Source organism: Pseudomonas sp. BF-B-30, from assembly GCF_019956305.1.
GTDB classification, from domain to species: Bacteria; Pseudomonadota; Gammaproteobacteria; order Pseudomonadales; family Pseudomonadaceae; genus Aquipseudomonas; species Aquipseudomonas jessenii.
The window spans coordinates 77,846-102,834 of the sequence record NZ_JAHBDG010000033.1; the positions used below are offsets into that span (position 1 = coordinate 77,846).

Consider the following 24,989-nt stretch of genomic DNA (forward strand, 5'->3'; position numbering starts at 1 on the left):
GTGGCCAAGAAGCCGAAGATCCTGCCCGCCCTCGAATGGCTCGAACCACGCGTCAAGGCGATGCGCGCCATCAGCCTGCTGTGCTTTTTCGGCCTGGTGGGACTGCTGTGTGTTTACTACCTGGCGATTGCCGATCTGCATGGGGCACGCCCCTGGGTGATCCTGTTGATCGAACTGGTGCCACTGCTGATTCTGGCACCGGGGATGATCGTCGGCAGCCCTCGCGGGCATTCGTGGATGTGCTTTGTGGTGAACCTGTACTTCATCAAGGGCGCATTGGCTGCCTATGACCCGAACCGGCAAGTCTTCGGCTTGCTGGAGATGGGCGCGAGTCTGGCGGTGTTTTGCTCGGCGCTGTTGTATGTGCGCTGGCGGTATCAGTTGAATCGCAAGCTGGCTGGCGAGGGCGAGATTTCTATCGCCTGACCTGACGCCTTCGCGAGCAAGCCCGCTCCCACATTTGAAATGCGATCAAATGTGGGAGCGGGCTTGCTCGCGAATGGGGCGACGCGGTCTTAATGGTTGACGGTATAAGCCAGCATCATCGAAATCTGGCTCATCGGCCGCCCGCCACTTTCCTCATGCCACTGGTTGAACACGTCCTGCACCAACGCCAGGTCGCGCAGACTGCTCGGCACCTTGTCGATGATGTCCTGCGCATTCAGCGCCGCCACCACGTCATAGCTCGGTACAAAGGTGTCCTTGCCGATCATCCGCAAGAAGCGCGGGGCTGACAGCCCGCCCAACTGATGTCCACGTTTTTTCAGGAAGGTCCAGAGCCCGACGATATCGGTCACCGGCCAGTCGGCGATGAGCGCGCCGAAGCTGCCCTTTTCATGGGCCACGTCCAGTATGAACTGCGCATTGCGCGGCACGCTCTTGAGCTTGCCCAAGTGACGGATGATCCGCGTGTCCTGCATCAGGCGCTCAAGGTGCTCGGCGCTCATCAGCACGACTTTTTCCGGGTCGAACCTGAAGAACACCTCTTCGAAGGCCGGCCACTTGGCATCCACCAGGCTGTGCTTGAGCCCGGCGCGGAACACCCGTAGCGCCATCATCGAGAGGTAGCGATCGTCGCTGATCTTGCGCAGTTGCGCGGGAGTCTTGGGAACGGGCAGATGGGCTTCCAGTTCTGCCGCCGAACCGAAGCGGTTCAAGCAGTACTCATTCAGCCACTTGTAGTCGCGCATGCCCTCTCCTGAGGTAAACGAAAAACCTGTGGGAGCGGGCTTGCTCGCGAAGACGTAGTGTCAGCCAACATCAATGCTGAAGACACACCGCTTTCGCGAGCAAGCCCGCTCCCACAGTTTGGTCAGAGGTTGACCACGTTGACGAAGCGCGATGCGGCGCTTTCGTCGATCTTGAGGCTGGTGAAGTCGAACAGGTTGCGATCCGCCAGTTGGGACGGGATCACGTTCTGCAGGCTACGGAAAATGCTCTCGGTACGGCCCGGGGTCTTGCGTTCCCAGTCCAGCAGCATTTCCTTGACCACCTGACGCTGCAGGTTCTCCTGGGAACCGCAGAGGTTGCACGGAATGATCGGGAATTGCTTGAAGTCCGAGTAGGCCTGGATGTCTTTTTCGTTGCAGTAGGCCAGCGGGCGGATCACCACATTACGACCATCGTCGGCGCGCAGTTTCGGTGGCATGGCCTTGAGCGAACCATTGAAGAACATGTTCAGGAAGAACGTTTCGACGATGTCGTCGCGATGGTGACCGAGGGCCATCTTGGTCGCGCCGATTTCATCGGCGAAGGTGTAGAGCGTGCCGCGACGCAGGCGCGAGCACAGCGAGCAGGTGGTCTTGCCTTCCGGGATCAGTTCCTTGACCACCGAGTAAGTGTCTTTCTCGACGATGTGGTACTCGATCCCCAGTTCCTTGAGGTAGGCCGGCAGCACGTGCTCCGGGAAACCCGGCTGCTTCTGGTCCATGTTCACGGCCACGATCTCGAACTTGATCGGCGCGACCTTCTGCAAGTGCATCAGCACATCGAGCATGGTGTAGCTGTCCTTGCCACCGGACAGGCAGACCATGACCTTGTCGCCGTCTTCAATCATGTTGAAATCGGCAACTGCCTCACCGGCCAGTCGGCGAAGGCGCTTTTGCAGTTTGTTCTGGTTGACCGTGAGAGTGCCCATGACGCGAAATCCGTGAGGTGTGACGAAAGGCCGGCATTTTACGCAAAAACGCCTCAGGGGCGAAGTGCCTCGCCAAAAGGGCTGTTCGCCACAGACCCTGCGGCGATTAACAACTGCGTTTACAGCGCGATTTGCTCTAAAGCCCTTACTCCCTCTGGGGAAACTCCTCCCTATACTGCGACATAAGGTCACATACAAATTCAGACCTATGACTTGCTTGGCCGCATTGGCCCGTAGGCGCTCCACTGGGGGGCGACGGTAAAAACAAGAGGAGTGACTGGCATGATCCATCACGTAGTGGGGCTCTTCACCCACCCTGACCAAGAATGGAAAGAAATCCGTGGCGACCAGGAGGAAAGCATCAGCCACATGTACCTGACCCATACGCTGATCCTGGCGGCGATCCCCGCCGTGTCTGCCTTTATTGGCACCACACAGGTCGGCTGGGTCATCGGCAATCGACCTCCCGTAATGCTGACCGTAGAAAGCGCGATATGGATGACGGTCATGTCGTACCTGGCGATGCTCGGTGGTGTGGCCGTAATGGGCGCCTTCATCCACTGGATGGCCCGCACCTATGACGCCAACCCAAGCTTGGCCCGCTGCATTGCGTTTGCCACCTACACCGCTACACCGCTGTTCATCGGCGGCCTCGCCGCCTTGTACCCGCACCTGTGGCTGGGGATGATCGTCGGTACCGCAGCGATCTGCTACACGGTGTACTTGCTGTATGTGGGCTTGCCGACATTCATGAACATTCCATCTGACGAGGGCTTCCTGTTTTCAAGTTCGGTGCTCGCCGTAGGCCTGGTGGTGCTGGTCGCCATCATGGCGTTCACAGTAATTGTCTGGGGACTCGGCGTGGGCCCGGTCTACACCAGCTAGCCGCTCATCACTGAAAATCAGAACTGCCGACAAAGGCCGCCGCAAGGCGGTCTTTTCATTCTTCAGCAACGAGAACGCACACGACCATTCGGCAACCTGGTGATTCGCAAGGTCCGAGGGTTGCGGCATACTCGACCGCTCTGGAGATCCATCAAGCATGCCCGAGCAACTCAATACCCGCGTCGAAGACTGTTTCCAACTAGCCGAATCCTTTTTCAAACGACCTTTCAAGCGCCCCGTGGTGAGCCTCAAGCTGCGCGGGCAAAAAGCCGGTGTCGCGCATTTGCACGAGAACCTGCTGCGCTTCAACCCGCAGCTGTACCGGGAAAACACCGAAGATTTCCTCAAGCAGACCGTGGCCCATGAAGTCGCGCACCTGATCGCCCACCAACTGTTCGGCGACCGCATCCAGCCCCATGGTGAAGAGTGGCAACTGATCATGCGCGGCGTGTACGAACTGCCACCCAACCGCTGCCACACCTATGACGTCAAACGCCGCAGCGTGACCCGCTACATCTACAAGTGCCCGTGCGTCGACAGCGACTTCCCGTTTTCGGCACAGCGCCACAGCCTGGTTCGGCAGGGACGGCGGTATTTGTGTCGGCGGTGCCGCACTACGTTGGTGTTCAGTGGCGAGATGCGGGTCGAGTAGTTGGATTTTCGGTGTTTGTGCTGCCGCTATCGCGAGCAAGCTCGCTCCCACAGGGAATCTGTGGCGTGACACAAACCCAGTGTGGGAGCGAGCTTGCTCGCGATGGCGGCCTGACAGGCACTAAAGAATCGCCTTGGCCCGCCGCAACTGCTCGATCCGCTCAGCACTGAACCCCAACTCTCCCAACACCTGATCCGTATGCTGCCCCAGCGCCGCGCCAATATGCCTGGGCTCAGGCAAACCTTGCGAAAACTTCAGCGGACAAGCCATCTGCGCCTGGGTCGAGCCATCGCCACGAGGTACGTCGGCCACCAACTCCCGCGCCTGCAACTGCGGATGACCGAGCGCTTCTCCCAGGCTCAACACTGGCTCGACACACGCATCCAGCTCTGCGAACAGCGCCCGCAACTCGGCAAAGTCATGCTTTTCGAATTCGACCTTCAGCGCGTCCTTAAGCTGTTGCTGATGCGCCGGTTGCGGTGACAGGCCGAGGCCGGCCAACTCCTCCAGCCCCAACGCCGCGCACAACTGCTTCATGAATGCCGGTTCCAGACTGCCCACAGATAGCCAGCGCCCATCCCTGGAGCGGTAGTAATCGTAGAAGCTGCCGCCATTGAGCACCTGGTTTTCCGGTCCCGGCTCGACGCCGCAGGCCAGATACCCGGCACCGGCCATCGCATTCAGGCTGAACGCGCAGTCGGTCATGCTGACATCCAGGTGCTGGCCCTGCCCGGTTTGCTGTCGGGCGATGACTGCCGCCAGCAAGCCAATCACCCCGTGCAGCGAACCACCGGCGACATCCGCCACCTGCATGCCCAACGGCAACGGCCCAGTGTCGGCTCGGCCGGTGTAACTCGCCAGCCCGGACAGGGCCAGGTAGTTGATGTCATGACCAGCGCGGTCCTTGTAGGGGCCCGTCTGGCCATAGCCGGTGATCGACACATAAATCAGTCTCGGATTGATCGCCTTCAGGGCTTCGTAACCCAGGCCCAGACGCTCCATGACACCCGGACGGAACTGCTCGAGCACAATGTCGTAGTCCTGCAGCAACGACCTGATCACCTCCAGCGCCTCAGGCTGCTTGAGATCCAGGGCCAGGCTGCGCTTGTTGCGATTGAGATAAGCATGACTGGCTGACACACCTTGATCGTGGGGCGGCAACACCCGCAGCAAATCCATCCGGGTCGGCGATTCGATGCGCAGCACTTCGGCGCCCATGTCCGCCAGCAGCAACGAGGCGAACGGCCCCGGCAGCAATGTCGAGAAATCCAGAACCTTGAGTGATGCCAGTGGACCGAGCATGAGCATTCTCCCTTGACGATGTCCACAGCCTAGGCAGCCGATCGCTTTGCAGCAATCACCTTATACGCCACGTGCAGTGACCGTTACGCTCAAGCACCGGGCATGAAAAAACCCGCCGAAGCGGGTTTTTCATCAGGACCAGGCTTACTTGGCGGTAGCCGGGGCTACCTCTTCGACGTGGCCCAAAACATCGTCTTTAGGCTCGTCGGCAATGCCACGACCGCCAGAAGCCAGTTCGGCTTGCAGCACGTCGGTGTCCAGTTCCTTGACCCACTTGGCCACAACGATGGTGGCAACGGCGTTACCAACCAGGTTGGTCAGGGCACGGGCTTCGGACATGAAGCGGTCGATACCGAGGATCAGCGCCAAGCCGGCAACCGGCAGGTGGCCCACGGCGGACAGGGTGGCAGCCAGTACGATGAAACCGCTACCGGTCACGCCCGCAGCGCCCTTGGACGACAGCAGCAACACCACCAGCAGGGTGATCTGGTGCGTGATGTCCATTGGGGTGTCGGTTGCCTGGGCAATGAACACCGCAGCCATGGTCAGGTAGATGGCGGTACCGTCGAGGTTGAACGAGTAACCGGTCGGGATCACCAGACCCACGACAGATTTCTGCGCGCCCAGACGCTCCATCTTGATCAGCATGCGTGGCAGCACCGATTCCGAAGAAGAAGTACCGAGCACGATCAGCAGTTCTTCACGGATGTAGCGGATCATTTTCACAACGCTGAAGCCGTGCATGCGGGCAATGCCGCCCAGCACGATCAGGATGAACAGCAGGCAAGTGATGTAGAAGCAGGCCATCAACTGACCCAATTGCACCAGCGAGCCGACACCGTAGGCACCGATGGTAAAAGCCATGGCACCGAAGGCACCGATTGGCGCGAGCTTCATGATCATGTTGATGATGTTGAACATCACGTGAGCGAAGCGATCGATGAAGTCCAGCAGCGGCTTGCCGTAGGCACCCAGGCGATGCAAGGCAAAACCGAAGATCACAGAGAACATCAGCACTTGCAGGATGTCGCCGGTGGCGAAGGCGCCGACGATGGTGCTCGGGATCACGTTCAGCAGGAAGCCGACGACGCTTTGGTCAGCACCGGCCGCCACATAAGCGGCAACCTTTGAGGCATCGAGAGTGGCAACGTCGATATGCATGCCATTGCCCGGCTGCACGATGTTGACCACGACCAGACCGACCAGCAGGGCGATGGTCGAAACGATCTCGAAGTACAGCAGCGCGTAGCCGCCTGTCTTGCCGACCGATTTCATGTTCTGCATGCCGGCGATACCGCTGACAACGGTACAGAAGATGATCGGTGCGATGATCATTTTGATCAGTTTGATGAACCCGTCACCCAGTGGTTTAACAGCCACACCGAGCTGTGGATAGTAGTGACCGAGCGCGATACCGATGACAATTGCAACGATCACCTGGAAATACAGGGATTTGTACAGTGGCTGACGAGTCGTCATTGCAAAGTTCCTCAAAGGTGCCCGGTGACAACATCCAGCTGTTGCCCGCAACACCGCGATTGCGAACCCTCCTGCACTGGAGGGATTTGTTTTTTCGAGCTGCGCAACGGCAGGCATCTGCTCGTTGTATCGCAAGGCCCGTGCCACCTTCCGTAAAATCCCTGCAAGCCTTTTTATATCTGGGGTTGCAGCGAATTCCCTGTCACCGAATGGGTACAAGCATGTGGCGGATTTCCGCCCACACAATGAAAGTCGTCCTGCAATTTGGCGGATATCCGCCCTGTTCACGCCCGCGGCGCGCAGCTAACATCCGTCGATCAACGGTCAGATCTGCTGCCATGCGCGAACGTACCATCGCCAGTCACTTCGCCCGCGCCGCCCTGGGTGGTGCGCGTCGGCACGGCTACGACTATTCGGGCCTGCTACAGCAACTGGGAATCAGCCCCGAGTTGCTGGACGAACCCCGGGCACGCATCGCTCCGGAGCAATTCACCCAACTGATCCAGGCGTTATGGCTGGCACTGGACGACGAGTACCTCGGGTTCGGGCAAGCCCCAAGCAGGCCGGGCAGCTTCGCAATGATGTGCCATGCCGTGATTCATTGCCGCAGCCTGGATAAGGCACTCCATCGCGGCTTGTTGTTTTATAGCCTGTTCCCCGGGGCGCCGCGTTTGACCCTGAGCCGTGAAGATGAATGGGTGCGCCTGAGCCTGGACGACTCGCAGCTCTGGGACCCGGATCATTTCCTCAGCGAAAGCCTGTTGGTGATCTGGCACCGTTTCGGCAGCTGGCTGATCGGTCAGCGCATTCGCCTGGAACAGGCCACGCTCAGCTACCCCCGGCCGGAACACGGCGCCGAGTACGACCTGCTGTTTTCCTGTCCGCTTGAGTTTTCCAGGCCCCAGAGCAGCCTGTTGTTTCACAGCCGCTACCTGGCCATGCCGTTGTTGCAGGATGAACGCACCCTCAAGCATTTCCTCGAACGCTCCCCCGCCGACCTGCTCTCGCGCCCGGACGATGGCGACAGCTTGAGCAGCCGCCTGCGGCGCTTGCTCAGTCGCGATAGTTCACACTGGCCCGACCTGGAAGCCGTGGCCGCCCACCTGCACATCAGCCCGCAGACCTTGCGCCGGCATTTGCGGGAAGAGGGTTCCAGCTTTCAGGAATTGAAGGACCAGTTGCGCCGGGACATCGCGATTTATCACCTGAGCCGCGCTGACCTGTCGTTGCAACAGATCGCCGAGCAGTTGGGGTTTTCCGAGCCGTCGGCGTTTCACCGGGCGTTCAAGAAATGGACGGGGCTGACGCCGGGGGCTTATCGGGCGCAGGAGAACTGAATTTTCAGCACCCGCGTTACACCCCGTCCAGATTTGGCGAACGCTTACCCTAAAGGCGGGATGATCAGTGACAGGCCAGGGTAAATTTTATCTGGATGATCCAGCACCGACCTGTTCGCATTAAAGATCAGTAGGTATTTGGCAGCATCACCATAAAACTCTCTGGCAATTGTGGACAATGTATCGCCCCTTACAACCACATACATATTCGACTGACTGACCGGCGCAATCGCCAGTGTGGCCGGTGACTCGAAGTCCACATCGCCCAGCAGGTTTACTTGTCCGATGAACCGGCCAAGATTATTGGCCGTGGTCGCATGAATGTCGTGCATCAGCACAATGGAATTCTTTCTTTTCCTTATTTGCTCAACACCATGGGATACCCAGCCCCCCGGTTGGTAGTTGCTGCTCCAGTCCAGGGTATCCACGTTCCAGAGAACCTGCCGATACCCCAACTCGGCGACAGTGCGATCGACCATCGCGTCGTGAGCGCCATAAGGCGGCCTCATGATCAGGTCCGGCTGCTGGTAGGGAGTCAGCGCCTGTTCCGTCATTTTGACTTGATCGATGATGGTGTCTTTGTCCTGGCCGACCAGCCTTAGATGATCGTAAGTGTGATTGCCGATCCGGTGCCCTTCGCCCAGGATGCGCTTGATACGCTCGCCATGTCTGGCAACAAGATTGCCAACAATAAAAAACGTTGCCTTGATATCAAACAGCGCCAGTGTTTCCAGCACGGTTTCGGTCTGTGCTTGCCGAGGACCGTCGTCAAACGTCAGCCAAACTTTCTTCCTTTCCATCTTTATCTCCTTTGGTGGCTTGTAACGCTTCAGCCCCTATCCCCTCATGCAACCAACTCAGACTCTGCGTGTGCATGTCGTTAATAAGGCGAGGCTTATTACTTGCCACCAAACGGCTGAACGCCAACAAAATATTGTTGCCGGTCGTTTAACGCTTGATGCCTGTAGCCCGAAAAGACTGCTATCAAATACCCCTTCACACCGCCGGAAAATAAATCCGGAACGCCGCTCCGCCCATCGGTGAATCCCCCAGGGTCAGCTTGGCGCTGTAGCTTTCGATGATGTCCTTGACCACCGCCAGGCCGATACCCTGCCCCGGGTGCTGGCGATCCAGCCGTTCTCCGCGCTCGAGAATCCGTGCGCGCTGATCCTGTGGTACGCCAGGGCCGTCGTCCTCGACACACAACTGCGTGCCGCTGAGGGTTTCACGCACACTGATGCGTATTTCGCCCAGGCACAGGCGATAGGCGTTTTCCAGCAGATTGCCCATCATTTCCAGCAGAGCGCCCTGCTCGATCGGTACGTAACATGGGTCGGGCAAATCGAACGCGACGTGTACGCGCTTGTCGCGGTAAACCTTGTCCAGCGTGTCGCACAAGCTTTTCAGTACCGGCCGCAAATGCACCTGATGACGTACCAGGCCGCTTTTGCGCAGGCTGGCGCGCTGCAACTGGTAGCTGATCTGCTGGCTCATGCGTTCGATCTGGGCTTGCAGCACCCAGGCCTGATCGCGATCCTCGGGACGCTGGGCCATGTCTTCACTGACGCCTTGCAGCACCGCCAAAGGCGTTTTCAGGCTATGAGCCAGGTCGTCGAGGGAATCACGATAGCGACTGCGCTGCTCACGCTCACTATGCAGCAAACGGTTGAGGGAACCGGTCAGGCGCAGCAATTCCCGGGGATGTTCCTCACTGAGGCTTTCGCGGGTGCCACCTTCGATCTGGTCCAGTTCCTGGCTCAAGCGCCGCAATGCCTGCAAGCCCCAGGTCAGGCCGATCCACAGCAACGCCAGCAGCACCAGCAGTGCCGCGCCAAAACCCAGATAGAGATTTTCCCGCAGGCCTTCGAGGGTCAGTTCGTACTCGCGAACCGGCTGCAACGCCACGATGCTGAAGGCTGCACTTTTGCCGCCGAGCAACTTGACCTCGACGTCGTAGACGAAGAACTCCTGGCCATTGGCTTCGCGGATCCGCGCAAACTCGCTGCCACGTCCGTCGTAGCGCGGTTTGTAGTTGATGCGTTCTTCCTGGGTCGCCTTCGAACGCCAGACCAGTTGCCCTTCACGGTCATAGATATAGCCGAGCAATCGGCTGTCGGTGAGGTTGAAGCGCTCGTCGGGCAATTGCGCTGGCATCTGCAGGCTGTTGTTCTCCACCCGGGCGGCCGAGATCAGCGTGGTCACGTCGGATGCCAGACGCTGCTCGATGGAGTCCTGCAGCGCCAGGCTGAAGGCACCCTGCATCGCAGGCAGCAACGCCAGCATGAACAACACCGCCAACAGCGTGGCGGCGAGCATCAAGCGTATGCGCAGCGAACGGATCAAGTGCAACGCTCGTTGAACAGGTAGCCCAGGCCGCGCACGGTGTCGATCGGTTTGAACCCGCCCGGCCCCTCCAGTTTGCGGCGCAGACGGCCGACCAGCACCTCGATCACATTCGGATCACGCTCGTCGTCATCCGGGTAGAGCTGTTCCATCAAGCGATCCTTGGGCACCACTTGCTGATGGTGACGCATCAGGTATTCGAGAATGCGGTACTCATACGCGGTCAGTGCCAGCGGCTGTTCGTCGAGGGACGCCTGCTTGCGATTCAGATCCAGCAGTAGCGGGCCAGCGACGATGGTCGACTGGGTGAAACCGCTGGAGCGTCGCAACAAGGCATTCAGGCGGGCCTCCAGTTCTTCGAACTGAAACGGCTTGACCAGATAATCATCGGCGCCGGCGGCCAGGCCTTCGACCTTGTCCTGCCAGTTACCGCGCGCGGTGAGGATCAGGATCGGGAAGGTTTTGCCACCTGAGCGCAACTGCCGGATCAGGTCGAGCCCGCTCATGCCCGGCAGACCGAGGTCGATCACCGCCAGGTCAAAGTTGAACTGCGCTGTCTGGTAAAGCGCCTCCTCGGCGTTGGCCACGGACTCGACCACGTGGCCGCTCTCCGTCAGGCGGGTTTGCAGGTGATGACGCAGCAGCGCTTCATCTTCGACGACCAGCAATTTCATATTGCTCTCCCGGGCAAATCAACATCTCCAGAGGCGCAACGTCGCACCTCAAGAGCTAACATGGCAACGCCGGATCAGTCACTCGGGCTGATCCGGCGCAGGCCGTTCACGAAGCGCTTGTCAGAAAGCGTAGTTGGCGGACAGGTAAGTCTGGGCGCTACTGGTCAGGTCCAGCGAACCCTGCTTGCTGCCGCCACGCTCACTCATCTCGGTGCTGGCGTTGCTGCGCAGGTAACGGTAACCCAGTTCAACCGAGGTGTTTTGCGAAACCTGTTGCAGCACACCCACCTGGCCACCGATGGCGTAGCCGATATCACTGTCGCGGCTGAAGCCTGGCGACTCCTGAGTCATTTTGGTCAGGCCGGCCGTGGCGCCACCGAACAGCCTGGTGCTAGCGCCCACCGGGTAGAACAGATCGTAGCTGCCCAGGAGATTTTCCTGACGCAGTTTAATGCCGTTGTGCGAGCCCGACACATTGTCGTAAGTGGCGTAGTAGCGGCCCTTGGTGTTTTGCTGGCCCAGACGAACACCCCAGGTGGTGTCCTTGCCGATTACGCCATCGGCGTTCGGGTGATTGAGGTTGTCGTTCAGGGCGTGGGATTTTTTAACCTTGTCGCTGGTCTGTCCAAGAGTAAGGCTGGCGAAGTTGTCGTCGGACGCGAAAGCCGCGGTGCTTGCGCTCAGAACCGTGAATGCCAGAAGCAGTTTTTTGAATCCAGTCATTGGGGAGTTTCCTCATGTGCCGATTGTTTTTTGGGTACGAGGCAAGGTTACGCACCGCGCCCTGAACTCCCCCTGAACGCACCCTGAACCTGGGCTGAACCGACCCGCCCCGAATATTTCGACACGTTTCAGCAGCAGATCCGACTATGTAATGGACAAGGCCGGCGCCGACTACCAACTCGTCAGAAGCTTTGCACTACCCAGCCTCAAGCCAACCCGGCAAAATGCCGGATATGAACTCAACCCCCGCCCTGCCCGTCTGCTGCACGCCCCTCGATGACCATTGGCCGCTGCCGTTTGTGCTGCCCGATACGGTCCTGCTGAGTACTCATTTCGATAGCGCCCGACTGGACAGCGATGACTTTCAGCGCAGCGCTGTCGAAGCGCCGGCGAGCATCCAGCGCTCGGTGGCCAAACGGCAGGCGGAATTTCTCGCCGGGCGAGTGTGTGCCCGGGCCGCGTTACAGCGACTGGAAGGCTTGAGTTTCATTCCGGCCATCGGTGAAGACCGGGCACCGGTCTGGCCTGCTCATATCACTGGCTCGATCACCCACAGCACTGGCCGGGCCGCAGCGATCGTGGCGAACAAAAGCCATTGGCGCGGCCTGGGCATGGACCTGGAAAACCTGCTCAATGCCGAACGGGCCGAACGCCTGGCCGGGGAAATCCTCAATCCGCCGGAGCTACAGCGCATGGCGGCCGGTGATCACGATCAACGGGCGTTGCTGGTCACCCTGACGTTCTCGGTCAAGGAAAGCCTGTTCAAGGCGCTCTATCCGATCGTTCAGCAACGCTTTTATTTCGAACACGCCGAAGTGCTGGAGTGGCGTGAGTCGGGTGAGGTGCGGTTGCGATTGCTCACTGACCTGTCCAGCGAATGGCGCAATGGCACCGAGCTGGATGCGCAGTTCGGGGTCAAGGACGGGCAGTTGCTGAGTCTGGTCAGCATCAAGGCCTGAAGCTTTTTGGCGCATGGCGAGCCCCCTTCGCGAGCAAGCCCGCTCCCACATTGGGCTTTGTGAACACCACCGATCCAGTGGGGGAGCGGGCTTGCTCGCGAAAGCGGTTGAACATTCACCGAGAATCTCAGCGCTTCTCCTGATTCCTCGGCCAACTCAGGCTAAAGCACGCCCCGCCCAGGCTCTTGCTCTTGCCGATCAACGCGCGCCCGCCATGCCAATGGATGATGCGCCGTACAATGGACAGGCCTAACCCATGGCCTCCAGACGCGCGGGTACGGCTGTCGTCGAGACGCAGGAACGGCGTAAAGATCTTCTCCCACGCCGACTCCGGCACACCCGGCCCGTCATCCTCGATATCCACTCGGCATCGCTGCTGCCCCACTTGATAGCTGATGGTTACCCGTGATTGCGCATGGCGCATGGCATTGCTCACCAGGTTCTGGATCGCCCGATGCAGATAGCGCGGTTCAGCCTCGACCCAGGCATCGTCGTTATCGGCAGCCGATAGACACAAGCCCCGTTGCACCGTGACGTCGGCGCGCAACGGCGCCAGTTCTTCGATCACCTGATCGACCAAGGCATCCAGATCGATCCGCTGAAAGTTCAGTGCCGGCGAGCCCTGCTCCAACCGCGCGTAAGTCAGCATCTCGTCCACCAGCCGGTCGAGGTCCTCGATGTCGTGGTCCATGCCCTGGCAGTATTTTTCCAGGGCTTGCGGTGTGGTGGCCGAGCCGATCATCTCCAGGCCAAAGCGCAGGCGTGCAACCGGCGTGCGCAATTCGTGGGACACCGCACGCACCAGTTCGCGCTGGATCGCCAGCAACTGCTGCAAGTGTTCGGCCATGCCGTTGAACGCCGAGGCCAGCCGTCCCACCGAGTCCGCGCCGCGCGCAGGCACACGGGTTTCCAGGCTGCCTTTGGCAATGCGCGTGGCGGCGGCTTCCAGGCCACGCAAGCGTCGCTCCAGCTGACGCACCAACAGATAGACGATCAAACCGATCAGCGTCAGGCCCAGCGCGGCGATCAACACCAACCACTCCGGCGGATAAGGATTCATCTGATACAAAGGGCCGATTTCCAGGACCCACGGCGTGCCCACCATGCCGGCAAATACCCGGATCGAATCCCCCCCCTTGCCCAGCGCCATCACCGTATCGCCCTCGGATACCCGACGGCTCTGGTCTTCATCCATGTCCGCCTCGTCAACCGTGACCAGGCGCAGATCGAAGCCGAAACCCTTGCTTTCCTTCAATTGCGCTAGGCGCAAGGGTTGGTCGGCGACCGGAGTGCGCACCAGTTCATCGGTCAACAGGTAGATGGTCGCCCGAGCCAGTTGCTCGCTGATCTGCTGCACTTCCCCGGTGAGCATCAACTGTTCCTTGTCGCTGACCAGCTTGTAGACCTTCGCTGCGTGCGGCCCGGTCTGTTCCACCAGTGCCTGACCGCGCAACACACGGGTGCGCTGGGTCAGGTCGAGGTCGGTCTCGGCAAAGGTTTTCAGCGCCAGCGGAATCCCCAGCAGCCGCTCCCACACCAGCAAGGCCCGATGTCGTTCGGTCTGGTTCATCGGTTGCAGGTTGTCGGCCATCAGCGAGAACGTGCCGTGGGCCAGGCGCTCGCGGTACTGCTCGCTGCGCACCTCATTCAGCAGGTGCAACGCCAGCACACCGAGCACCGCCACCAGAATCAGCGCGGCGCACATGCCGCCATAGATACGCAGGAAGATCGAGTTCACAGGGACGGATCTACGCAAGCCTCGGGAACGAACAGATAGCCTTTGCTGCGCACGGTCTTGATCAGCCGTGGATGCTCCGGGTCATCGCCGATCTTCGGGCGGATGCGCGAGATGCGCACATCGATGGAGCGGTCCTGACCGTCATAGCCAATGCCCCGCAGCGCGGTGAAGATCTCTTCCCGGGAGAGAATACGTCCGGCATTGGCCACCAGTAGCCAGAGCAGGTCGAATTCGGCGCTGGTCAGCTCGATGCCGTTGCCCTGCAGCCAGGCTTCGCGCAAGGCGTTATCGACGATCAGCGGGCCGAACTGTAGACGCCGCTGTTTTTCCGGGGCGACTTCGGGCGTTTCGCTACGGCGCAGCAGCGCCTGGATGCGCGCCAACAGCAGGCGCGGGCGTACCGGTTTGCAGACGTAGTCGTCAGCCCCCAGGTCCAGGCCGAGAATCTGGTCGGTGTCATCGGTGCGGGCAGTGAGCATCAGGATCGGGCCGTCATATCGGGCGCGGACCTTGCGGCAAATGCTCAGGCCATCTTCACCGGGGAGCATCAGGTCGAGGATCACCAGGTCCGGTTGTTCCTTGATGATGCGATTCGCAGCGAGCGCACCATTGCCTTCGATCGAAACACGCAGGCCATTGGCTTCCAGGTAATCGCGGGTCAGTTCGGCCAGTCGCTGGTCGTCCTCCACAATCAATACCTGCCAGGCTTCTTGCTCCACGGGTGACCTCTGCTTGCCAAAAACACTAATAAGGAAGGATCCGCCCCTCTTTTTGTAATGATTCGGGGGGATAAATATGTATACACACTGGGCCGATTGTATAAACGCCGCCCGTCGAGAACACAAGCGGGTAAATGCGTTCGGACAACAGGGTTTTTTGTGATAGGGTTCGCGCCCTTAAAAATCCGCCCGAGCGTTTTCGATGGTTGAAAATCGCTGAAAAAAGGTCCGGTCCAGCAGCGTCGCGGCCTACACGCCGGTTACCTCTTTCACACACAATTTACGCACAGGTTTATCCACAGGCAGTACGTTGCATTCGCCCCCCAAAACGCATTATCTTGTACCCCGGCGCTAAAAAACCCCTAGATGTAGGGTTTTGCGCGAGAAACCAAACACAAACCAGACACCAATTTCAAGCGCTTTTATTGCCTCTGTCCGGTTGAACCATACGTATTTTTGAAAGACCAAACCGCGCGTGCGGATGGCTACTGTATTTCGGCCCCGAGTGGTGAAAACGGTACGGGTGTTGCAGTCCCAACTGTCACCTTCAAAGGACTCCGGTCTCAGGCCCAAGGCGTGAGACCAAAGACTTCGGCATGGAAGCGGCGCCCTATAGCCCCCTTCCTACTGTCCCGAAGTTGTTATGCCCGGCGCTCGCCGGTTGTAGTGCTTCAGGACGGAACGGTGGGCACCGTGATGGTGCCCAAACAAACATAGAGAATGTGGAGACACCCCCCCATGCAAACCGACACAACTCGCGAGAACCCGCAGGGCACCTTGCCGCAGGCCGCTGATTCGAATTCGGATCTGTCCGCCACCGCGCCAGGCCAACTGCGTGTGATCAAGCGTAACGGCACTGTCGTTCCCTACACCGATGACAAAATCACCGTCGCCATCACCAAAGCGTTTCTCGCAGTTGAAGGCGGCACCGCCGCTGCCTCGTCGCGAATCCACGACACCGTTGCCCGCCTGACCGAACAGGTCACCGCGACCTTCAAGCGTCGCATGCCATCTGGCGGCACCATCCACATCGAAGAAATCCAGGACCAGGTCGAACTGGCCCTGATGCGTGCCGGCGAGCAGAAAGTCGCCCGCGACTACGTAATCTACCGTGACGGTCGTTCGAAAGAACGCGCTGCCCACGCCCCGGCCGAGGAAGCGGTCAACGCTCACCCGTCGATCCGCATCACCCGCGCCGACGGCAGCCTGGCGCCACTGGACATGGGTCGCCTGAACACCATCGTCACCGAAGCGTGCGAAGGCCTGGAAGAAGTCGACGGCGACCTGATCCAGCGCGAAACCCTGAAGAACCTGTACGACGGCGTGGCCCTGACCGACGTCAACACCGCCCTGGTAATGACTGCCCGCACCCTGGTTGAACGCGAGCCGAACTACTCGTTCGTGACCGCGCGCCTGCTGATGGACACCCTGCGTGCCGAAGGCCTGGGCTTCCTCGGTGTGGCCGAGAGCGCCACTCACCACGAGATGGTCGACCTGTACGCCAAGGCGCTGCCGGCCTACATCGCCAAGGGTATCGAATACGAGCTGCTGAACCCTGAGCTGGCCAAGTTCGACCTGGAAAAACTCGGCAAGGCGATCAACCACGAGCGCGACCAGCAGTTCACCTACCTGGGCCTGCAAACCCTGTACGACCGTTACTTCATCCACAAGGACGGTATCCGTTTCGAACTGCCGCAGGTGTTCTTCATGCGCGTGGCCATGGGCCTGGCGATCGAAGAGAAAGACCGCGAAGCCCGTGCCATCGAGTTCTACAACCTGTTGTCGTCCTTCGACTACATGTCGTCGACCCCGACCCTGTTCAACGCCGGCACCCTGCGTCCACAGCTGTCGAGCTGCTACCTGACCACCGTGCCGGATGACCTGTCGGGCATCTACCACGCGATCCACGACAACGCCATGCTGTCCAAATTCGCCGGCGGCCTGGGCAACGACTGGACGCCAGTCCGTGCACTGGGTTCGTACATCAAGGGCACCAACGGCAAGTCCCAGGGCGTTGTACCGTTCCTCAAAGTAGTGAACGACACCGCCGTCGCCGTTAACCAGGGTGGCAAGCGCAAAGGCGCTGTATGTGCCTACCTGGAAACCTGGCACATGGACATCGAAGAGTTCATCGAACTGCGCAAGAACACCGGTGATGATCGCCGTCGTACCCACGACATGAACACCGCCAACTGGATCCCTGACCTGTTCATGAAGCGTGTCTTCGATGACGGCAAGTGGACCCTGTTCTCGCCATCCGAAGTGCCGGATCTGCACGACCTGACCGGCAAGGCCTTCGAAGAGCGTTATGAGTACTACGAAGCCCTGACCGAGTACCCGGGCAAGGTCAAGCTGTTCAAGACCATCCAGGCCAAAGACCTGTGGCGCAAGATGCTGTCCATGCTGTTCGAAACCGGCCACCCATGGCTGACCTTCAAGGACCCGTGCAACCTGCGCAGCCCGCAGCAGCACGTGGGCGTGGTCCACAGCTCGAACCTGTGCACCGAAATCACCTTGAACACCAACAAGGACGAGATCGCCGTTTGCAACCTGGGCTCGATCAACCTGCCGAACCACATCGTCGACGGCAAGCTGGACACCGCCAAGCTGGAACGCACCGTGAACACTGCCGTGCGCATGCTCGATAACGTTATCGACATCAACTACTACTCGGTGCCGCAAGCGAAGAACTCCAACTTCAAACACCGTCCGGTCGGCCTGGGCATCATGGGCTTCCAGGATGCGCTGTACCTGCAGCACATTCCTTACGGTTCCGACGCTGCCGTCGAGTTCGCCGACAAGTCGATGGAAGCGGTCAGCTACTACGCGATCCAGGCTTCCTGCGACCTGGCTGATGAGCGTGGCGCCTACGAGACCTTCCAGGGTTCGCTGTGGTCCAAAGGCATCCTGCCGCTGGATTCGCAACAAATCCTGATCGAAGCCCGTGGCCAGAAGTACATCGATGTCGACCTGAAGGAATCCCTGGACTGGGCACCGGTTCGCGCCCGTGTGCAGAAAGGTATCCGTAACTCCAACATCATGGCCATCGCACCGACCGCAACCATCGCCAACATTACTGGCGTATCGCAGTCGATCGAGCCGACCTACCAGAACCTGTATGTGAAATCGAACCTGTCGGGCGAATTCACCGTGATCAACCCGTACCTGGTTCGCGACCTGAAGGCTCGCGGTCTGTGGGACTCGGTCATGATCAACGACCTGAAGTACTACGACGGTTCGGTGCAGCAGATCGAGCGCATCCCGCAAGAACTCAAAGAGCTCTACGCGACTGCCTTCGAAGTGGACACCAAGTGGATCGTTGACGCCGCCAGCCGTCGTCAGAAGTGGATCGACCAGGCTCAGTCGCTGAACCTGTACATCGCTGGCGCTTCGGGCAAGAAACTGGACGTGACCTACCGCATGGCCTGGTACCGTGGCCTGAAAACCACTTACTACCTCCGTGCCCTGGCTGCGACCAGCACCGAGAAGTCGACCATCAACACCGGCAAGCTGAACGCGGTTTCCAGCGGCGGCAACCATGGTGACGACTCGGTCCTGGCGGCTCCTGCAGGTCCCGCTCCAGTGCCAAAGGCTTGCGCCATCGACGAGCCGGATTGCGAAGCTTGCCAATAAGCTGAGCCGGTAACACAAAACCCCCGACAGGCCTTCGGCTTGTCGGGGGTTTTCTTTTGTCTGCCTGCAGGAGCGAGCTTGCTCGCCCCTACAGGGGGCCGGGCTTTTCCTGGATAAACACCATCAACTGTAGGAGCGAGCTTGCTCGCGATGGGCGCTAACGATAACGCGTGCCAACTGGTTAAACGTGGCGCTCTTTAGTCCATCGCGAGCAGGCTCGCTCCCACAGGGGGGCGTTTTTTTCCCTGACAAATACGATCAGCTGTGGGAACGAGCCTGCTCGCGAAGAGGCGGCCATCACATCCAACACAAAACCTCAGGCCACAAAAAAGCCCCTCTAATGAGGGGCTTTTCATGCAGCGCAGTCCAGCATCAAGTCATCTGAATGGTGGTCTGCATGATGGTGCTCTGGGTGGAGATGGTCTTGGCGTTCGCCTGGTAGTTGCTCTGCGCCTTGATCAGGTCGACCAGTTCGTTGGTCAGGTTGACGTTGGACTCTTCCAGGGAGTTGGAAACGATCGAACCCAGGGTGCCAGTCTCCGGCGCATCGTAGCCCGGAATACCCGAGGTGTAGGTTTCTTTCCAGCTGGTGCCACCTACCGGCTGCAGACCTTGTTCGTTGGTAAAACTGGCCAACGAAATCTGGCCGATGGGCTTGGTCTGGTTGTTGCTGAAGTTGGCCAGAAGTACGCCGCTGCCGTCGATGGTCAGGTTGGTGATCTGGCCAGTGGCATAGCCATTCTGCGATGGAATCGAACGCGCGGTGTCGGCGTTGAACTGGGTGGTGCTGCCCATGGCGATGGTCACGCCCGCCGGATCGGCTGCCGCGCCGTTGGCTGCCCAGACACCATTGGTGACGGTACCCGGAGTCCAGTTGCTGATTTTCAGTTCATTGCTGATGATCGATGTTGGCGGGGTCGTCGGCGGCGTCACTGGAGTGCTGACCGAAACCAGTTTGCCGGATGTATCAAATGTCATTGTCGAAGCAATTGGATCAACTGCACCCGTACCGGTAGGCGAGGAACCGTCCGGGTTGCGACCGTCGATCAGGGTATAGGTATCCCAAGTGTTCGCCCCAGTCTTGACCATGTATTGATCCATGGTGTGCTGGTTACCCTGAGTGTCGAAAATCGGGGTACTGAACTGCTTGGTGAAAGTTTCCTGTTTGGACGGATCGAATTTGTTGGTGGCGACCGACTGGTCAATCTCCGCTGCCGTAGAGTTCAGGTTGATCGTCGACGAAACAGTGCTGGTGGATTTCGGCGCCAGGTTGGAGGTGTCGATCCGCAGGTCGGTCAGCACGCCATTGACGATCTTGCCGTTGGAATCCACACCGTAACCTTGCAGGCGGGCAGTACCGTCGCTGTTGGTGACATAGCCGTCCTTGTCGGTCTTGAACGTACCGGCACGGGTGTAGGTCAGCGAACCGTTGTTGCTCAGGACGAAGAAGCCATTGCCCTGGATACCCATGTCGAGCACGTTGCCAGTGTTGCTCACGTCACCCTGGCCGAACTGCTGGGAAACGTTGGCCAGGCGCACGCCGTTGCCGACGGTCTTGCTGCCGGTGCCCAGGCGGGTCGCCGAGTACACGTCTTCGAATTCTGCGCGGGACGATTTGAAACCGGTGGTCGCGACGTTGGCGATGTTGTTGCCGGTCACGTCCAGTTGTTTGTTGGATGCAAAGAGACCGCTAAGGCCGATATTAAAAGACATGATCCACTCCTTTGTGCCGGGTTAGTCGGCTTTACATACCAATGGTTTGTACTTTGGACAGAGCGATGGTGCCCAGCCCGGCCAGATTGAGCATCAACTCACCGCCAGTCTGGCTGATGGTCACGCTGTTGACGGTCGCTGGCAGGTTGGTGATCAGCGCCACGGACTGCCCATCGATCGTGCTGGTAGCGCCGAAGGTGTAAGTACCTGCTGCTACCGTTTCGCCCGCGTCATTCTTGCCGTCCCAGATAAAGCTGGCGTTGCCTGCTTTCTGAGCACCGAGGTCGATGGTGCGTACGGTCTTGCCGTCCGCATCAGTGATCTTCAGGGTGGCGGCGGCCACCGACGATGGCACCACCACCGTACCGCTGAGGCTCTTCGACGTGTCGACCACAGCCTTGTCACCGGGTGCAATGACCGAACGCCCCACCAACGACGAAGCCTGCAACGCCTGGGACGAGTTGTAGTTGCTGGCCAGCCCGCTCACGGTGTCGTTGAGCGTGGTAATGCCTTCCAGGCTGCTGAACTGCGCCAACTGGGCCACGAAAGCGCCGTTGTCCTGCGGCTCCAGCGGGTTCTGGTTTTTCAGCTGGGTCACCAGCAACTGCAGGAATGCATCCTTGCCCAGGGCCTTGTTGCCCGTGGCGCTGCCGGTTGCCGATGCCAGGCCATCAGTCGTGGTGGTCTTGATCGAAGAGTTGGCCAGGATATCGTTGAGGCTCAAACCACTGGTGGAATCGGTAACACTCATCTGAGTCGCCCCTTATCACTGACCGAGGGTCAGGACCTTCTGCATCATGGTTTTGGCGGTGTTCATCATTTCGGCGTTGGTCTGGAAAGAACGGCTTGCGGAAATCATGTCGGCCATTTCCTCCACCACGTTGACGTTCGGGTAGTAGACGTAACCCTTGGCATCGGCCGCCGGATGGTTCGGCTCGTAGCGCGCGTCAAGATTGCTCTGGTCTTCGACTACACCCAGCACCTGAACACCCTGACCGGCGGCGTCCTGGCTCTGGAACAGCGAATCGCTGCCGCCGCTCTGCCCGCCCTGGAACATGGTGGCGAATACCGGGTGACGCGCACGGTAGGTCTGGTCGATGCTCGACGAGACCGTTTCGGCGTTGGCGATGTTCGAAGCGACGGTGTTCAAACGCGTGGTCTGCGCACTCATGCCGCTACCGGCAATGTTGAAAACACTGGATAGAGACATGGCTTACTCTCCGCGCAGGGCTGACACCAGCCCTTTGAATTTGCTGTTGAGCAGGGTGAAGCTGGCCTGGAAACCGATCGCGTTTTCCGCGTAGTTCGACTGCTCCAGCTGGGCGTCCACGGTGTTCTGGTCAATCGACGGTTGCATCGGCGTGCGATACAGCAACGACTCGTCGCCATTGCCCAGGCCTTCAGCCTCGATATGACGGCTGTTGGTCATGTTCAAGGCGAAAGTGCCGCTTTTGGTTTTCTCGTTCTGCTCGGCGAGCACTTTCGAGAAGTCCAGGTCCCGAGCCTTGTAGTTCGGGGTATCGGCGTTGGCGATGTTGTTGGCCAGGACTTCGGCACGCTGGGCTCGGAAGCCCAGGGCTTGTTCGTGGATACCGAGCGCTTTATCGAAGCTGATGCTCATGTCGGGAAACCTTCGGGTGACCTGATTTTTCGTAGGATCAACTTAGCAAGCCCCATGCCAATTCAAAACCCCCCGGAAACCGGGGCCTTGCAGGCCATGGCAACACGGCAATGCCAGAAAAGCGGCAACGGTTTTCCGCCGGATGCCGCTTTTCTGCCGCTTCCAACATGCGCAAGGACACCATCTGCTCCTGTGGGAGCGGGCTTGCTCGCGAATGCGGAGTATCAGTCGACATAAACATTGACTGGCACACCGTATTCGCGAGCAAGCCCGCTCCCACACTGGATCGCGGAGTGTCAGCAAAAAACATCAGGCATAAAAAACGGGAGCCACTTGGACTCCCGTTTTTTTGATACTGCCAAAAAATCACTTCGCCTGGTAAATGATCCCCGGGCTGCACTGGACCATCTGGTAATGATCCGGCAAACCGTTCAGCGCTTCGGAAGCACCGAGGAACAGGTACCCCCCCGGCTTCAACGTACTGTGGATACGCAACAGGATGTCCTTCTTCACCTCAGCGGAGAAGTAGATCAACACATTGCGGCAAAACACGATGTCGAACTTGCCGAGGCTCGCGTAGCTGTCCAGCAGATTGAATGAACGGAACTCCACCCGGCTCTTGATCGGCGCCTTGATCGCCCAGCGTCCCGGCCCTTTCGGGTCGAAATAACGCTGCAGGCGCTCAGGCGACAGGCCGCGGCCGATGGCCAGGCTGTCATACTCGCCGGTCTTGCAGTTGTTCAGCATGGTACCGGACAGGTCGGTGGCAACAATCTGTACGCCCATCCTCAACTGGCCCATGTTGACCCGCTCGAACTCGTCGATGGACATCGACAGCGAATACGGTTCCTGGCCCGACGAGCATGCTGCCGACCAGATGCGCAGGCGCTGACCGGGACTGGCCTTGATCGCCTCGGGCAGTACCTTGTTCTTCAAGACTTCAAACGGGTAGGTGTCACGAAACCACAGGGTTTCGTTGGTAGTCATGGCATCCACCACCTGCTCGCGCAAACCGCTGCGCGGCTGGGTCTGCATGCGCTGAACCAGTTCCCCCAAAGACTTGATGCCTTGCTGTTCCATCAGTTTGTTGAGACGGCTGGAGACCAGGTACTGCTTGTTTTCACCGAGCAAAATGCCACAGGCTTTTTCCAGGAACACCCGGAACTGTTCGAAATCCAAATTACCCGTAGACAATGATGCCGCCTCTTAAATCGTGTTGACTGCCAGGGGCGCAGACCCCTAGCTGATATCTGCTGCCTTGATCCGGTCGACTACCCGGGATGCCAGGTCATCAGGACGGAATTTGGCCAGGAAGTCATCGGCACCGACCTTCTTGACCATCGCCTGATTGAAAACCCCCGACAACGAAGTATGCAGGATGATATGAAGCTTTTGCATGCGCGGGTCGTTGCGGATCTCCGCCGTCAGGGTGTACCCGTCCATCTCCGGCATCTCGATGTCGGAGATCATCATCAGGAACTCTTCTTCCGGCTTCTTGCCCTCGTCGACCAGTTTGCGCAGGTAGTCCAGCGCTTGCCGACCGTCGTTCAACGCCACCACTTCGACGCCGACCGTTTGCAGGCAACGCGTGACCTGCTTGCGCGCCACCGACGAGTCGTCGACCGTCAGCACGCGCAACGAAAGCGCCTTGTGCTGGGTTTCGACATCCACCACGCCGACGGAAATCGCTTCCGGCGTCGGCGCCACTTCCGCCAGCACCTTCTCGACGTCGATGATTTCGACCAACTGATTGTCGACCCGCGTCACTGCCGTCAGGTAGTGATCGCGCCCCGTGCCCTTGGGCGGCGGATGGATCTCCTCCCAGTTCATGTTGACGATGCGTTCCACCGAGCGGACCAGGAAACCCTGGGTCTTGGTGTTGTACTCCGTGATGATCACGAAGGGGTTGTTCTTGTCTTTCAACGCGCCGGAACCGGTCGCCATCGCCAGATCAAGGATCGGAATGGTCGCCCCCCGGATGTTCGCCACGCCGCACACGACAGGACTGGATTTGGGCATCAGCGTCAGTTTGGGGCATTGCAGCACCTCCCGAACCTTGAACACGTTGATCCCGTACAGTTGCTGGCCGTCGAGACGGAACAACAACAGTTCAAGGCGATTCTGCCCCACCAGTTGCGTGCGCTGGTTTACCGAATCCATTACACCAGCCATGCCAGACTCCTACGCCAACGCCAAGTGTTGTTGCGACGCGCCTTCATCACTAAACGGCACGGCGCTTGCTTTTTTAATCGTTATGAACACAAAGCCGACATTTTTTCGACGCCTGACCACACCGTACCGCAAATTGCTCGGCGTGCTGGCGGCTGTTTGCCTGTTCAACGCTGGCAGCCCTGCCCTTGCTGACGCGGTTACCTTGCCTGACATGCTTATCGGCGTCACTCAGGGCTTTCTTGAATTCACCGTAGAAGACTATCTGGCGACCAGTCAAACGGAGGGTCGCTACGAGATCCAGGTCAACCAGCTCGATCCGCGCATGCACATGCCCATGTGTGACAGGGAATTGACAGCAACACTCGAGAGTCCCAAGCCGCTGGGACGGGTTACGGTCAAGGTTCGCTGCGAGGGCGCTTCCCCCTGGACGGTGTTCGTACCCGCTCAAGTCCGCCTGTTTCGCGATGTCGTGACCAGCGCCCGGCCACTGCGCCGTGCCGCCATTGTCGAGCCTGGGGATGTGGTCCTGCGCGAGCGCGATATCAGCCTCATCGGCCAGGGCTACCTGACCGCCCTCGATCAGGCGATCGGGCAGCGACTGACCCGACCAATGGTCGCCGACCAGATGATTACCCTGGTGCATATCGAACAGGCCGAAGTCATCCGCAAGGGTGATCAGGTGGTGATAACCGCCCGCAGCGGTACCCTCAGCGTGCGCATGCCGGGCGAAGCCCTGTCAAACGGCAGTCTGAGCGAGCAGATCCGGGTGAAAAACCTCAACTCCCAACGAGTCATCAAGGCGCAGGTCATGGCGCCGGGGCAGGTGGAAGTGTCCATGTAATTCGCTCTGTTCATCAGAATGTGGCGCTTGCCGCGGCTGTTCCCTAGACTGTGCTCCATGT

General features: G+C 59.3%; 23 protein-coding genes. 7 read left to right on the forward strand and 16 right to left on the reverse strand.

The annotated features are described in order from the left end of the window. Window positions 1-426, forward strand: a complete 426-nt coding sequence (locus tag KGB29_RS17640) for a DUF2069 domain-containing protein (RefSeq protein WP_102669951.1) — start codon at window positions 1-3, stop codon at window positions 424-426. An 89-nt stretch (window positions 427-515) separates the two neighbouring features. Here KGB29_RS17640 and KGB29_RS17645 read toward each other — a convergent pair whose 3' ends face one another. Then, on the reverse strand, window positions 516-1,190 hold the full coding sequence (locus tag KGB29_RS17645; RefSeq protein ID WP_057713645.1) for a DNA-3-methyladenine glycosylase I: 675 nt from the start codon (window positions 1,188-1,190) through the stop codon (window positions 516-518). A 122-nt stretch (window positions 1,191-1,312) separates the two neighbouring features. Continuing rightward, window positions 1,313-2,137, reverse strand: coding sequence for a tRNA 2-thiocytidine(32) synthetase TtcA (gene ttcA / locus KGB29_RS17650; RefSeq protein ID WP_008051493.1), 825 nt, complete (start codon window positions 2,135-2,137; stop codon window positions 1,313-1,315). A 282-nt stretch (window positions 2,138-2,419) separates the two neighbouring features. On the opposite strand from ttcA, the gene KGB29_RS17655 reads away from it, so the two are divergent. Next, window positions 2,420-3,022: a Yip1 family protein gene (locus KGB29_RS17655; RefSeq protein WP_007988750.1), complete on the forward strand. Its 603-nt coding sequence runs from the start codon at window positions 2,420-2,422 to the stop codon at window positions 3,020-3,022. Between the two features lie 157 nt (window positions 3,023-3,179). Beyond that, window positions 3,180-3,674, forward strand: coding sequence for a SprT family zinc-dependent metalloprotease (locus tag KGB29_RS17660; RefSeq protein WP_150812153.1), 495 nt, complete (start codon window positions 3,180-3,182; stop codon window positions 3,672-3,674). Between the two features lie 120 nt (window positions 3,675-3,794). On the opposite strand, the gene KGB29_RS17665 is transcribed toward KGB29_RS17660, so the two are convergent. Beyond that, window positions 3,795-4,976 carry a CaiB/BaiF CoA transferase family protein gene (locus tag KGB29_RS17665; protein ID WP_150812152.1) on the reverse strand — a complete coding sequence of 394 codons (1,182 nt, stop codon included), beginning with the start codon at window positions 4,974-4,976 and terminating at the stop codon, window positions 3,795-3,797. Window positions 4,977-5,120: 144 nt separating this feature from the next. Next, window positions 5,121-6,455 (reverse strand): dicarboxylate/amino acid:cation symporter, encoded by a 1,335-nt coding sequence (locus tag KGB29_RS17670; RefSeq protein WP_150812151.1) that lies wholly within the window; start codon window positions 6,453-6,455, stop codon window positions 5,121-5,123. 338 nt (window positions 6,456-6,793) lie between these two features. Between KGB29_RS17670 and KGB29_RS17675 the strand changes: the two genes are divergently transcribed. Beyond that, window positions 6,794-7,792 carry an AraC family transcriptional regulator gene (locus KGB29_RS17675; protein WP_150812150.1) on the forward strand — a complete coding sequence of 333 codons (999 nt, stop codon included), beginning with the start codon at window positions 6,794-6,796 and terminating at the stop codon, window positions 7,790-7,792. A gap of 44 nt (window positions 7,793-7,836) precedes the next feature. Here the strand turns inward: KGB29_RS17675 and KGB29_RS17680 are convergent, their stop codons facing one another. The 4 genes from KGB29_RS17680 to KGB29_RS17695 all read right to left on the reverse strand — a co-directional run bounded on the left by KGB29_RS17680 (window position 7,837) and on the right by KGB29_RS17695 (window position 11,532). Beyond that, complete coding sequence (locus tag KGB29_RS17680; RefSeq protein ID WP_102669956.1) at window positions 7,837-8,592, reverse strand: polysaccharide deacetylase family protein; 756 nt, start codon at window positions 8,590-8,592, stop codon at window positions 7,837-7,839. Between the two features lie 196 nt (window positions 8,593-8,788). After that, window positions 8,789-10,135 (reverse strand): ATP-binding protein, encoded by a 1,347-nt coding sequence (locus KGB29_RS17685; protein WP_150812149.1) that lies wholly within the window; start codon window positions 10,133-10,135, stop codon window positions 8,789-8,791. Further along, the gene (locus KGB29_RS17690) at window positions 10,132-10,809 is read right to left on the reverse strand and encodes a response regulator transcription factor (RefSeq protein ID WP_046043028.1); all 678 of its coding nucleotides are present in this window, start codon (window positions 10,807-10,809) and stop codon (window positions 10,132-10,134) included. The genes KGB29_RS17685 and KGB29_RS17690 overlap by 4 nt, the downstream gene beginning before the upstream one ends. 120 nt (window positions 10,810-10,929) lie before the next feature. Next, the gene (locus KGB29_RS17695) at window positions 10,930-11,532 is read right to left on the reverse strand and encodes a hypothetical protein (RefSeq protein ID WP_057713637.1); all 603 of its coding nucleotides are present in this window, start codon (window positions 11,530-11,532) and stop codon (window positions 10,930-10,932) included. A gap of 233 nt (window positions 11,533-11,765) precedes the next feature. Here KGB29_RS17695 and KGB29_RS17700 point away from each other — a divergent pair, with 233 nt between their 5' ends. Continuing rightward, window positions 11,766-12,491, forward strand: a complete 726-nt coding sequence (locus KGB29_RS17700; protein ID WP_202982161.1) for a 4'-phosphopantetheinyl transferase — start codon at window positions 11,766-11,768, stop codon at window positions 12,489-12,491. Window positions 12,492-12,618: 127 nt separating this feature from the next. On the opposite strand, the gene KGB29_RS17705 is transcribed toward KGB29_RS17700, so the two are convergent. Further along, window positions 12,619-14,229, reverse strand: a complete 1,611-nt coding sequence (locus KGB29_RS17705; RefSeq protein ID WP_150812147.1) for an ATP-binding protein — start codon at window positions 14,227-14,229, stop codon at window positions 12,619-12,621. Further along, a complete protein-coding gene (locus KGB29_RS17710) occupies window positions 14,226-14,948 on the reverse strand; it encodes a response regulator (protein WP_008051517.1) in 723 nt (240 codons plus the stop codon). The genes KGB29_RS17705 and KGB29_RS17710 overlap by 4 nt, the downstream gene beginning before the upstream one ends. A gap of 738 nt (window positions 14,949-15,686) precedes the next feature. Between KGB29_RS17710 and KGB29_RS17715 the strand changes: the two genes are divergently transcribed. Continuing rightward, complete coding sequence (locus KGB29_RS17715) at window positions 15,687-18,581, forward strand: ribonucleoside-diphosphate reductase subunit alpha (protein ID WP_150812146.1); 2,895 nt, start codon at window positions 15,687-15,689, stop codon at window positions 18,579-18,581. A gap of 372 nt (window positions 18,582-18,953) precedes the next feature. Here the strand turns inward: KGB29_RS17715 and flgE are convergent, their stop codons facing one another. From flgE to KGB29_RS17745, 6 genes are all read right to left on the reverse strand, one after another. Continuing rightward, window positions 18,954-20,294, reverse strand: coding sequence for a flagellar hook protein FlgE (gene flgE / locus KGB29_RS17720; protein WP_150812145.1), 1,341 nt, complete (start codon window positions 20,292-20,294; stop codon window positions 18,954-18,956). A gap of 31 nt (window positions 20,295-20,325) precedes the next feature. After that, window positions 20,326-21,045, reverse strand: coding sequence for a flagellar hook assembly protein FlgD (flgD, locus tag KGB29_RS17725; protein WP_150812144.1), 720 nt, complete (start codon window positions 21,043-21,045; stop codon window positions 20,326-20,328). 15 nt (window positions 21,046-21,060) lie between these two features. After that, window positions 21,061-21,504 (reverse strand): flagellar basal body rod protein FlgC, encoded by a 444-nt coding sequence (flgC, locus tag KGB29_RS17730; RefSeq protein ID WP_057713632.1) that lies wholly within the window; start codon window positions 21,502-21,504, stop codon window positions 21,061-21,063. Window positions 21,505-21,507: 3 nt separating this feature from the next. Next, on the reverse strand, window positions 21,508-21,915 hold the full coding sequence (gene flgB / locus KGB29_RS17735) for a flagellar basal body rod protein FlgB (protein WP_008051530.1): 408 nt from the start codon (window positions 21,913-21,915) through the stop codon (window positions 21,508-21,510). Between the two features lie 366 nt (window positions 21,916-22,281). Continuing rightward, window positions 22,282-23,109 (reverse strand): protein-glutamate O-methyltransferase CheR, encoded by an 828-nt coding sequence (gene cheR, locus KGB29_RS17740; protein WP_007980127.1) that lies wholly within the window; start codon window positions 23,107-23,109, stop codon window positions 22,282-22,284. A gap of 45 nt (window positions 23,110-23,154) precedes the next feature. After that, window positions 23,155-24,087, reverse strand: a complete 933-nt coding sequence (locus tag KGB29_RS17745; RefSeq protein ID WP_007980130.1) for a chemotaxis protein CheV — start codon at window positions 24,085-24,087, stop codon at window positions 23,155-23,157. 82 nt (window positions 24,088-24,169) lie between these two features. Between KGB29_RS17745 and flgA the strand changes: the two genes are divergently transcribed. Next, the gene (flgA, locus tag KGB29_RS17750; RefSeq protein WP_150812142.1) at window positions 24,170-24,928 is read left to right on the forward strand and encodes a flagellar basal body P-ring formation chaperone FlgA; all 759 of its coding nucleotides are present in this window, start codon (window positions 24,170-24,172) and stop codon (window positions 24,926-24,928) included. Window positions 24,929-24,989 lie beyond the last annotated feature (61 nt).